We start from the raw sequence: 10,747 nt of genomic DNA, 5'->3' as shown, positions 1-10,747 counted from the left end.
TTATCTATTGACTTCTACCTGCCGCATGTCTCAAGCCAATCCAACGGCAAAGTATCGATCATTAGAACTAATCACTATCTATCATGTAAAACAGGCGTATCAGCCGACATCATCTTGCCAGCGCAATCACACACACCGAAACCGCGCCTGCCGGGCATTCCAGACAGATCACAGCTAAAAAAACGGGTTATTTCCGCCCATGAAAAACAACATCCATGGCCAGACAAGCCACGACGTTTCTTTTCTGCGTTAGAGATAAACAATGATCTTTGAGTGTATTCAGCAAAACGATTTCGATCCGATTTCGGCTACGAGGCCTATCGACGCCAAGAGTCTACCCCTGACACATCGAAGTCAATACCGGTCGAAAACTGACACATCCTAACGAAGTAAACCGCCACACTGACGGTTATCAAGTTCGATTCATGAGTGTGAAATATCCGTTTCGTGAGTTTTTTGTAGGCGCTTTCCCACGTATCGATTGCCATGGTATACGCGGTCGCCTTGACCGTTCTGTCATCCATTGCCTACGTCGATAGTCTCCATCAACTCAATGAAGTTCTCATAAAAAATCCGCGGCGTAACATCGGCTCCATACCAAACAACTACACCCCGGAGCACACCCTCATGAAACGCCGAATCCTCCTCGGCATCGCTTTCTCGGTTTTTGCAGTTAACGCTTTTGCCGCTACCTCTGCTCACCCGTTTGTCGCTGAAGGCGGCTCGGATCGTCTAATTGAAAGTCGTGTAGCAGAGGGTGGCTCCGACCGCTTGATCGAAAGCCACGCTGCATAAATGAATAGCCTCACCGCGGTACTCAATGAAAAGCCCGGCCTGACCAGCCGGGCTTTTTCATGCGCAAAAATAAATCAGTCCCCAATCAAGGAGCGACTGATCCTGTAAACAAAACTCGGCGGCTGCCCCGGTACGTCGTCCAGCACATCGACACGTTGCATGCCGATTTTTTCCAGCACGCCTGTCGAGGCGCTGTGGGCGGGCCTGACCAGCGCTAAAACCTCAGCCACCTTCAGCTCGTCGAATCCATATTCAAGCGACGCCCTGCTCAACTCAGTCGCATACCCCTGGCCCCAGGCGGACACGGCAAATCGATACCCAAGATTCAGCCGCTCGACATCGCCGTACTTGCGCAAACCAATACCGCCGTAACCAATGACGCCATCCGGAGCCGCACGGGTGGCGATAGTCCACAGTCCGTAGCCGTGAATGGCCCAGTGGCGAATCCAGTCATTCAGCAGCGTTTCAGCCTGGTCAATATGGGTCAAAGGCCCGGCCGGGTTGTATTGGTTCGTCGCAGGGTCGCCGTAGATTGCGAACAGGCTGGCCAGGTCTTCGGTTTGCGGTGGCCTAAAAAGCAATCGCGAGGTGGTTCGTTGCATCGCTTTATTGATCCTTGGCGAACGTCGGGAAGCCTATTGCGGCTGAAAGGTCTGAAGGTACGCCAACAGGTTTTCGATCTTTTCCAGATCGCTGAGCCCCCAGAAAATCATGCGGGTGCCCGGAACCACTTCCTTTGGATCTTCAAGGTACGCAGTCAGGGTTTCGCGGGTCCAGACGAGGCCGGCTGATTTCATGGCGTCGGAATATTGGTAATCCGTGGTGCTGCCCGAAGGGCGTCCAAAAATGCCATTGAGTTGCGGGCCGAACGAGCCCCGCGCCGACTCCCCGACCTGATGGCAGCCGCCGCATATGCGTTTGAACAGTGTCGCACCCGCTTCAGCATCGCCGACCGCGTGTGCCTGCGCGCTGAACAACCCGGCATTGAGCACCAAGGCCAAGGTGAGTGCTGCGGTTTTCTTCATGTCCTGCTCCAAATCATCTGTGGCTTATCGCTCGTGAATCAACTCGCACCCGGTTGAAATTTCTTCCGGTAAGCCGCCGGCAGAAACCCCACCCTCTGGCGGAAAAGTCTACGGAATGAATTGCCATCTTCGTAGCCCACTGCGTACGTGATGCTGTCCAGAGTCATTCGCGTGGACTCAAGCAGCTGCTTGGCCTTCTCCAGACGCAGGGTTTGCAGGTAGGTAATCGGCGTGTACCCGGTGGCCTCCTTGAAGCGCCTTTTGAAGTTGCGCACGCCGAACCCGAAGCGCTGGGCGACATCGTCAATCAGCAGCGGCTGATCGAAGTGTGCCTCCAGCCAGTTTTGCGACCGCAGGATGTCGCCATCCCCGTGACTCTTCGGCATAGACCACATGACACACACCGATTGCTCGCTGCGCACCGTGTCGACGAGCAACTATTTGCCACATTTCTGCGCCAGATCCAATGAGGCAAACCGGCGCACGAGGTGCAGCAAAAGGTCCATGGCGGCACTCGCGCCGCCGCTGGTGATCACGCGATTGTCCTCGCAGAGGATCTGCGTCTCCTCCAGACAGACCTCGGCATACCGCCGACGAAACAGGTCTGCAAACGCCCAATGCGTGGTTGCCCGAACGCCATCCAGCAGACCTGCTTCGGCCAGCATGAACGCCGCCGTAGACATTGAAGCCACAACGGCCCCCTGCGCGTGCTGTTGACGCAGCCATGGCCCATAGGCCGAAAACGCCGGCAAGGCGTCCCTCAGGGTGAAGAGAAATCCGGGAATCAGCACCAGATCGGTTCGCGGGACCTCGTTGGTGGACAGGTCCACGCGCAGTGTCTGCACTTCCCCACGCGGCGACATCATTGCCATCAAGGGAGGCAATGACGACTTCAAAAGGTGCGCCCGCCGAGTCTGCGAACAGATTGGCGGCGCTGAGCACTTCCAGGGCCATGGTGGCGCTGGCAGCGGAGCATTGGTCCGCCAGTAAAAGAGTGACGTGCATACATGATCCAATTGCGCTTTTCGCATGAAAAAAGTCATTTGCGCACCTACCTTATCTGATCCCTCCCCCCTAAAGTGCACCGGTCACTCAATCATCGGCGTACTTATGAATCTCTGGTTTCGACTGTTCCTCATGCTGTTTCGTCGCCCGTGGCGCAAACCGGTTGATGCCATGGCCACCACCGTCATCCGCCTGCGCGTCTGGCCGCTCGACCTCGACCTCAACCGCCACGTCACCAATGGCCGCTATTTCACCCTGGCCGACCTGGGACGCATGGACTACGTGCTGCGCAGCGGCGCATTTCGGGTGGCGCTGCGCAACAAGGCGGTGCCGATCGTTGGCGATACCTGGGGTAAATTCCGGCGTGAGCTGAAGCTGTTCGAAGCGTTCGAGATTCACACCCGGATGCTTGGTTGGGACGATAAGTGGAGCTTCATGGAGCACCGTTTCATGAGCAAAGGACGCGTGGTTGGCGTGGTCGTAATGCGCGGTCTCTTTCGCGCCGGCAAAGGCACGGTCGCACCCGGCGAGTTTGCCCGGGAGCTGGGCCTGGTGGAACAATCGCCACCGATGCCACAGTGGCTGACAGACTGGTCGCAAAGCTGCAACGACATGAGCCATGAGCTTCGTGTTGAGGAAGGTCAGCCTGCCCGGCGTCCGCAGACCCTCGAAGAAGTTTGAGGCGCCCGTTATCCGCTGACAGCGGCAAGCGCAGACTCTATCCTGTGCACCCAGCATCCATGCTTGCCGCGATTTAACCGGAGACCTCTGTGCCCCCCCTGACCGCCCGCGAGGTTTACCAACAGTTGCGCGACGCCGCCATGGAAGTTCGGCCTCTAATTCGCCTCGCCGAACAACCCGAGCCCGGCCACATGCACGTCGATATCGAAGGCTGGCGGCTAAGCCTCGACTTCGACGGCCATCGCCTGCTGCATTGCCAACGTTGCCAGAGCCCGGACGGCCGCAAGGGTGAACTCGACCGCTGGCAACGTTACGGCACAGACCCGGTCAGTTTGCTCAGCACCTGGGAGTTGGCGCAGATTGAGCGGTTGCTGACGGAATTCAAAAACGCGGTTTGACCGCCTTCCAGTCAGGTTTGTAACGCTGCATCTGCTTCACGTCATCGCGCTGGCGAATGTTTCGCGACATCGACCTGGGCGGCTCCCCAGCGCCCGATCCACCCGGGCCATGAAAGCGCCGCCACTGGCAACCACCCGACCATTGCGCATACCATGCCACGACTCCAAAAACTTCAGATAGGCCCCCATGATCAAAGCCAGTCTGCGAAGCCACCTGACTCTCTGGTTTGCCGGTTTGTCGCTGCTCACGCTCGTAAGCGTGGGATTCTACGTGGGCCACATCGCCACCGAGCAGATGAAGCAAGCGAGCGGCAATGCGTTGTTGAGCACGGCTAGGTCCGCAGCCGAGCTGTTGGGCGCTCAGTTGCATGAACGTCAGCTCGAAGTGTCCCTGCTCAGTCGGGCCCCGTTTTTCAAACATGGTGACCTGGACGATCCGGATATCTTGACCTCGATGGAGCTGCGTTCGCAGTCCCGCGCCGAGTACGCCTGGATGGGCGTGGCGGACGCCAGCGGACGTGTGCGGCAAGCCGTGAATGGCCTTTTGGTGAGTCAATCTGTAAAGGAGCGCCCCTGGTTTCAGGCCGGGTTAAGAGGTGCCTACACCGGTGATCCTCACGAGGCGGTGTTGCTGGCCAAACTGCTGCCGGGAACCGCCAGAGGTGAACCTTTGCGCTTCATCGATTTCGCCGCGCCGATACGCAATGTCGAGGGCCAGGTGATCGGTGTGCTGGGCGCTCATGCCCACTGGAGTTGGGTGACGCGGATTGTTGACGCGGCGGTGCTGCGCAAGGACATGACGCCTGAAGTGGAGGCGCTGATCGTCGACCACAACGGCAAAGTGCTCTACCCGGAATCGCTCATGGGGCAACTCATGCCGAATATGCCGGTGGCCCGGGAAAACCATTCCGACACTTCTGGCTGGTCAGTGGGCAACGGTTACCTGACCAGCGTTGTCGCGGTGCCCACTCCTTCAAGCACCGACCTGACGTGGTACATCGCGGTACGGCAGCCGCTGGATATTGCGCTTCAACCCGCACGTATCCTGTTGTACAAGTTGCTGGGGCTGGGTGTCATCGCCGCGATCGTGTTCGGTCTGGTGGCCTACTACCTCGCGCTGTACCTCAGTCGCCCGATCGAGCAGTTGGCGAAGTCGGCCAAACAGGTACAGAGCCAACAACCCGGCGTGACCTTCCCCCGTGATCATTCGGTGCGAGAAATTGCCCAACTGGGCCAATCCCTCCAGGGCATGACGCAGTCCTTGCTCGGCAAGGAGCGCGAGTTGCAGGAGGCCAATGCGTCGCTGGAAGCCACGGTCGCGCAACGCACAGCCGCCCTCACCCAGGCCAATGCCGATCTGTTGAAACTGGCCACCCACGACGCGCTGACCGGCGTGTACAACCGGCGGCGATTCGACGAGAAACTGGACGAGTGCAACCTGCTGTTTCAACGCACCGGCCGGCCCTTCGCGCTGCTGTTCATAGACGCTGACCACTTCAAGCAAATCAACGACACCCACGGCCATGCGGTCGGTGATGAAGTGCTGCACCAACTCGCCCGGCTGATTCAGGACACCACCCGCGCCACTGACTTTGTGGCCCGTTACGGTGGCGAGGAGTTTGCGGTGCTGTTGCCGGAAGTCGAGGAACCCGAGAGCCCCGAGGTCGTTGCCGAGAAGATCCGCGCCGCGATTGCCGAGGCCACTTTTGCCACGGTCGGGCACGTCACGGTGAGTATCGGCATCGGGCTTGCCGAGTCATCGGATAGCAATACGACCGAACTGATCAAACGCGCTGATCAGCAGCTCTATCAGGCGAAGTGGTCGGGTAGGAATCGGGTGGCGCAGCAGGCTCGCGTGACGCAACGCCACTGAGCGCCCCAACTCACCCTCCATGTGGCGAGGGGGTTTACCCCTCGCCACAGCCAACAGGCGGTGCTCTGCGCTTACTGAACGTTTTTCAGCTTGACCACATCACCGGAGATCGTGGTGGTGTAGCCGGTCAGGACCCAAGCCCAGAACCAGTTTTCCTGCACTTGGGTGTTGATCATCGCGTCACCGCCCTTGGCTTTGATCGCCGCGTTCTGGGCACGAACAAAACGGTTGTTTTGCTGGATCGGAATCATGCCGAACAGCAACAGGCCAGTGGCCGTCGCTTCGCTGTGGCCGATCACCGTGTATTGGCTGCTTTCATAGTGCTGAGTGTTCATCGGAGTGCCGGTGCAACCCGCCAGAACCAGACCGAACAGAGAAACGGCAACCACTTTACTGAGGTACTTCACTGAGAAACTCCATGAGATGTTGCCCGGGATCCATCTCTCGGGCGGCGCACACTCTAACGGAAGAGGTGGCCAATTGGTATCAGCTAAAGCAGGCGATTGCCGCCCCTTGGTTGGCGGCGGCTTCCGGTTCTGGAGGGTAAAAACGTTGTGGCTCAGCTTTGAGAGCAGGCTCATCGTCCAGTTTGATAAACATCGCCAACACCGGCCCCAGCAGTACCACGGCGATCGAAGCACCGAACGCCACCGCCCAGTTATTCCCCGTGATATCCAGCAACCAACCGATCACCACCGGCGACACGGCACCCGCCAGGGCCATGCCCGTGAAGGTGCAGGCGCTGGAGGTCGCGGAGTGTTCGTGGGACACCTCGGTGCCGATGACCCAAAGCGGCGAGTCCGCCAGTTCCGATCAGAAGAACGAGAAGCTCAGGCCGCAGGTGCAGATCATCAGGTCGTGGGTGAACAACAGCGGAATCAAGCCAATGATCGAGGCCAGGAAGCCGAAGATGATCAAGTCGCACCTGTCCTGGCACAAGATTGCGCCGCGCCTGGCCAAGGATTTCACCGTGGTGTGCACCGACTTGCGCGGATACGGCGACAGCTCCAAACCGGAAAGGGGCGGTGATCATTCGGATCATTCCTTCCGCGCCATGGCCCAGGACTAGGTCGAAGTGCAGTCGCTGGGTTTCGAGCAGTTCTACACCGCCGGTCACGACCGTGGCGCGCGGGTGCTGTAGCATGTGCCTGGACCACGGCGACAAGGTGCTCAAGGCCGGCTTCGTCGACATGCTGCCGCAGCATTATTTGCTGAACAACGTGACGCGCCAGTGGGGGAAATTTTCCTGGCACTGGTTTTTCATGACCCAGGACGCACCGCCCCCGGAACGAATGATGAACGCCGATCCGGAGTTCTTCATCCGCCGCAAGCTGAATAACGTTGCAAGGATAAGCAGAGGTTAATACTGTGCCCCCACGCTAGTGTTGCCCGTGAGACGCACCAAGCCCCAGCCGCAAACTGAGGCTTACAAAAGAACCGACCCGCAAAGGCGGTTTTTTTTCGCCTGTCATTTGGGGCTTGGACATGTGCGTTGCACCGGAGCCAGCGCTGCCACCTCGCCGAGCAGCGGGCCGTCTTCGTCGCTGGCGGTACTCTTTTCAGAATATTGGGTGGCTTCATGTCGGAGTTGTAGGCAAACTCCGAGAGTTGCGTAAGGGGGTACACTTTGTGCTCTTTTTGCCTTGCTACCGCCTTGTTGGTCCTATCTTTGTCGGGATACTCTCCAGACGTCGCTGCACATTCAGCGATCGGGCGTGAGACCCCGGGGACAATCAAGGCGCAAAGCGCCACAGAACCTATTGCGGCGTTTTTTTCGTCAGCGATCAGGTTTTATGGCGGCTGTGCGTGGAAGGCTTTCGGGCCTACCGGTTACCTTGATTGCCGGGTCTCACACCACGCACGGCTGCCACCCACGCTTTTGAGACAGCTAAGTGGCAGTTCCTCCAATCAAGGGAACTGATAATGAACAAACTAAAACCGTCCGAAACACGTCTTCTCACTCACCAGTCTTCTGAGCGGTGCTGCTCGTCACCTATTCACCTTTGCGTCTATGGAGGTGATCAATGACCGAACCAACAGAAGCAAAAACCATTGGCTTCACCCCCTGCATCTATTGCGTAGACCGTCCCCTGTTCCACGTCAGCGCCGGCGTTCCTGTCGATGCAGCACTGGCAATGGCTTCAGATTTACTGTTCCTGGCCAAGGCGCTTACAAAAGACGCCGCCTATGACAGAGAAACGGACCGTTTTTCGTGGGCCGCGCACTATTTGACGGCAATGGGGAAGGCGGTGATTGATGATGTGGTCAAAGCGGTTACGCCACGACCTGATAGAGCGAGTATGAAAGTCGCAAAATAGCGGCCTATCACGCCAGATGTTTGCCCCGACTTTGTCGGGGCTTCTGATCCTCGGCGCAGAGCGGATACAACGGCCCTGCGACAAATGGTGACGGGTTTATTTTAGAGTCATAAATAAACCCACCCCTCTGTTCTATGGATTAATCCAGTAGTGGCCAGGCTCTCTGTCAGGGTTTACCCGGTCCTTTATTTCTTTACTCACGGAGCTGGGCACAAACCTAAGTAGCAGAGAACCTTCATTATCGTTGAGCCCGCCGTCGTTAATGCGCAGTTCAAAAATCTGACCTGCCTTCAAGGAAAAATAATTCTCATAACCTGTGACGGTATTGCCCGACCTCATGACGAGCTGACCCATTCTCCCTGAGGGGAAAGGGCAGCTCGGATCTGCGTTCATGACGTAGTAGAGGCCACTAGAATTGTTACCGTTCGCTCCACACTTTCGACCTCGGTCATCTTTGTTGAAGTTCCAAAGTCCGTCTGCATACAGATTACCATCCTCCCTAACCGTGCCAAAACTCTGCCAGTCTTGATTTGCATAAACATTAAGATCCATTTTGCAGTTCTCCTTTTTTCAAGTGCGGACACCAAAACTCTTGGCTTCCGATGGTTCTTACCTTGTGAATTTTGATTCAACTTCGCGAGCGCTTGAACTATAAGAAACAGACTTAACTATCAAGCAAAAGATTTTTAGCCGCACCTGTAATAAATGACAGCTTTTTATATCAATTACTCATATCAACTCTCCAATGCATCATCAAAACTGGAGAATTGAGAACGAGTTCATTTTAGGATCATGAAAAACCCCGTCCCCTTGCCTAATGCCCGTCGGTTAAGCCGTCACGCGATCCGTAGCAGCTGGCGAAGCCTGCGTTCGGCTGCGCAGCAGTCGTAAGATCAGGCAATGCGGTGTGTCAGGCATACCGTGCACTCTGGGTTTACGACTGCTTCGCAGCCGAACGCAGGCTTCGCCAGCTCTGTAGAAGCACCCAGACGATTCGCAGGTTGCGGTTGGCTAACCTGACCGCAGCCTCCTTACGGCCCAGTCGGCTCATCCAGCGCAACAAGCGGCGGTCATCGGGCTGCTGGGAATCAGGTCGTAGTTGTTGCAGTACCGCATGTGCTCCCTGGATCATCAGGCTACGTAAATAAACATCGCCTCGCTTGGTCATGTCCCCCAGCCTGACCGTCTGACCGTCTAACCGTCTGACCGTCTGCCCGCTGCTGTGCTGGTCAGGCACCATGCCAAAGTACGCGGCAAACTTGCGGGCATTGGGAAATCGCTCAGGCTTGGTTTCCTTGGCCACCAGTGCCGTGGCAGTGACTGGGCCGATGCCGCGCACAGTCATCAGTCGCTTCGCCGTCATGTCGGCGTTGGCGGCCACTTCCAGGCGCCCCGTCAGCACGCTGATGCGTTCGCCCAAATGGCGCCACTCGGCCAACAGTTCGTCGATCAGTTCACGCAACAGGCCCGGCACCGGCTGGGTGGCATCTTCCAGTACCCGCGGACTTTTCTGGCTGATCGCAACATCGCCCTGCGCCAAGGCCACGCTATGCTCGAGCAGCAGGCCGCGCATCTGATTACTCACCGCCGTGCGTCGACGCACATAGCCTTGGCGGGCGCGATGCAACGCCTGCATTGCCAGCGCCGCAACGCTTTTGACCGGCACTGCGTAGATCTTTTCATCGCGACCAGCCCGCAGAATCGCCAGCGCATCGTTGCGATCATTTTTAGGCCCGCTGCGATGTGTGGCCACCAAACCGGCTGGAAGAATCCGGGCCAGATTGCCTTGGTCTTGCAGCTGCCGGGCCCAGGCTTGAGCACCCGGACCGGTCTCCATCAGAACCACGACATGAGGCGGCAACTGGCGTAGAAACTCATAAAACGCCTCGCGCGACTTGATCCGTTGCTCGTAGTGCACCTGGCCGAGGACGTCTTCACCGGCGACCTGAAAGACCTGCTTGGCCAGATCGACCGCCACGGTTGTGCAGGCCGACAAATCGGAAGAAGACAGGGATTGATCAATCGAAGTATGCTTTTTCATGGACTCGCCCTCGCTGTCGTTGGCTGTTTAGACTGCCATCGTGGCGCATTGACGCCTCGGCTTGGGCGAGTCCATCCAATTACAGAAATTGTGTGGTCGCAGAAATTGCTTATCTGATCGGCGTTAGCCCTTGGCTTTCATTTCGCCGGTTTGGCGCGTGCAGTCGTTCGCGAGGTGTTAAGGGCGACGGCAGCAACGATCAACGCCTCCAACGCCATTTCATCAATCTCATCACCTTCATGCACATCAATCGCACGCCGGGTGTTCCCTTCAAGACTCGCATTGAAAAGCCCTGAAGGATCCTCCAGCGAAGCCCCCTTGGCGAAGGTCATCTTCACGGCGTTCTTGTACGTTTCACCGGTGCAGATGATGCCCGCATGCGACCACACCGGAACCCGCCACTTCCATTCTTCGACCACGTCGGGGTCGGCCTGCTGGATGAGCGCTCGGACCCGGGCGAGTGTCTCGCCCCGCCAATCACCCAGTTCCTTGATTCTTGCGTCTATCAGCGAAGAGGCATCTTCTCTCTCTCCTTCCTTTACGCCGATGGTTTCCTTCTTCATGGGTTTGCTGTCTCCGTCAGGGTGGTTTCGCCCGCTTCAGGATAGTTG

General features: G+C 57.4%; 13 protein-coding genes and 2 pseudogenes. 7 read left to right on the top strand and 8 right to left on the bottom strand.

What is annotated here, in order from left to right; all coding sequences use genetic code 11:
• Positions 1-627 precede the first annotated feature (627 nt).
• Positions 628-792: pseudogene (locus ACYZTM_RS26870) on the top strand (phage infection protein); the annotation flags it as partial.
• Positions 793-869: 77 nt separating this feature from the next.
• On the opposite strand, the gene ACYZTM_RS26865 reads toward ACYZTM_RS26870, so the two are convergent.
• The 3 genes and pseudogenes from ACYZTM_RS26865 to ACYZTM_RS26855 form a co-directional block, all read right to left on the bottom strand.
• Positions 870-1,397 (bottom strand): GNAT family N-acetyltransferase, encoded by a 528-nt coding sequence (locus ACYZTM_RS26865; RefSeq protein WP_131063036.1) that lies wholly within the window; start codon positions 1,395-1,397, stop codon positions 870-872.
• A gap of 33 nt (positions 1,398-1,430) precedes the next feature.
• Positions 1,431-1,820: a c-type cytochrome gene (locus tag ACYZTM_RS26860; protein WP_461985578.1), complete on the bottom strand. Its 390-nt coding sequence runs from the start codon at positions 1,818-1,820 to the stop codon at positions 1,431-1,433.
• A 38-nt stretch (positions 1,821-1,858) separates the two neighbouring features.
• Positions 1,859-2,825, bottom strand: a pseudogene (locus ACYZTM_RS26855) (GlxA family transcriptional regulator).
• 105 nt (positions 2,826-2,930) lie between these two features.
• Between ACYZTM_RS26855 and ACYZTM_RS26850 the strand changes: the two are divergent.
• The 3 genes from ACYZTM_RS26850 (at position 2,931) to ACYZTM_RS26840 (ending at position 5,777) form a co-directional block, all read left to right on the top strand.
• The gene (locus ACYZTM_RS26850) at positions 2,931-3,506 is read left to right on the top strand and encodes a thioesterase family protein (protein WP_461985576.1); all 576 of its coding nucleotides are present in this window, start codon (positions 2,931-2,933) and stop codon (positions 3,504-3,506) included.
• Between the two features lie 89 nt (positions 3,507-3,595).
• Positions 3,596-3,904 (top strand): DUF7693 family protein, encoded by a 309-nt coding sequence (locus ACYZTM_RS26845; protein WP_461985574.1) that lies wholly within the window; start codon positions 3,596-3,598, stop codon positions 3,902-3,904.
• Positions 3,905-4,091: 187 nt separating this feature from the next.
• Entirely contained in the window at positions 4,092-5,777 is a 1,686-nt protein-coding gene (locus ACYZTM_RS26840; RefSeq protein ID WP_461985572.1) for a sensor domain-containing diguanylate cyclase, read from the top strand.
• 71 nt (positions 5,778-5,848) lie between these two features.
• Here ACYZTM_RS26840 and ACYZTM_RS26835 read toward each other — a convergent pair whose 3' ends face one another.
• Entirely contained in the window at positions 5,849-6,184 is a 336-nt protein-coding gene (locus ACYZTM_RS26835; RefSeq protein WP_461985570.1) for a hypothetical protein, read from the bottom strand.
• Positions 6,185-6,263: 79 nt separating this feature from the next.
• Positions 6,264-6,548: a hypothetical protein gene (locus ACYZTM_RS26830; protein WP_256657006.1), complete on the bottom strand. Its 285-nt coding sequence runs from the start codon at positions 6,546-6,548 to the stop codon at positions 6,264-6,266.
• A 139-nt stretch (positions 6,549-6,687) separates the two neighbouring features.
• On the opposite strand from ACYZTM_RS26830, the gene ACYZTM_RS26825 reads away from it, so the two are divergent.
• The 3 genes from ACYZTM_RS26825 to ACYZTM_RS26815 all read left to right on the top strand — a co-directional run bounded on the left by ACYZTM_RS26825 (position 6,688) and on the right by ACYZTM_RS26815 (position 8,095).
• Entirely contained in the window at positions 6,688-6,846 is a 159-nt protein-coding gene (locus ACYZTM_RS26825) for an alpha/beta fold hydrolase (RefSeq protein WP_461985568.1), read from the top strand.
• A 73-nt stretch (positions 6,847-6,919) separates the two neighbouring features.
• On the top strand, positions 6,920-7,141 hold the full coding sequence (locus ACYZTM_RS26820) for a hypothetical protein (RefSeq protein WP_461985566.1): 222 nt from the start codon (positions 6,920-6,922) through the stop codon (positions 7,139-7,141).
• A gap of 660 nt (positions 7,142-7,801) precedes the next feature.
• Positions 7,802-8,095 (top strand): DUF3077 domain-containing protein, encoded by a 294-nt coding sequence (locus ACYZTM_RS26815; RefSeq protein WP_131063042.1) that lies wholly within the window; start codon positions 7,802-7,804, stop codon positions 8,093-8,095.
• A 132-nt stretch (positions 8,096-8,227) separates the two neighbouring features.
• Here ACYZTM_RS26815 and ACYZTM_RS26810 read toward each other — a convergent pair whose 3' ends face one another.
• From ACYZTM_RS26810 to ACYZTM_RS26800, 3 genes are all read right to left on the bottom strand, one after another.
• The gene (locus tag ACYZTM_RS26810; RefSeq protein ID WP_461985564.1) at positions 8,228-8,647 is read right to left on the bottom strand and encodes a hypothetical protein; all 420 of its coding nucleotides are present in this window, start codon (positions 8,645-8,647) and stop codon (positions 8,228-8,230) included.
• 382 nt (positions 8,648-9,029) lie between these two features.
• Entirely contained in the window at positions 9,030-10,091 is a 1,062-nt protein-coding gene (locus ACYZTM_RS26805; RefSeq protein ID WP_461989227.1) for an IS110 family RNA-guided transposase, read from the bottom strand.
• A gap of 182 nt (positions 10,092-10,273) precedes the next feature.
• Entirely contained in the window at positions 10,274-10,699 is a 426-nt protein-coding gene (locus tag ACYZTM_RS26800; RefSeq protein ID WP_461985560.1) for a DUF1801 domain-containing protein, read from the bottom strand.
• Positions 10,700-10,747: the final 48 nt, after the last annotated feature.

The sequence above is a fragment of the Pseudomonas sp. MDT2-39-1 genome (genome assembly GCF_054898085.1).
Note: the sequence above shows the minus strand (reverse complement) of the source record. Positions and strands in the feature narration are given on the sequence as shown.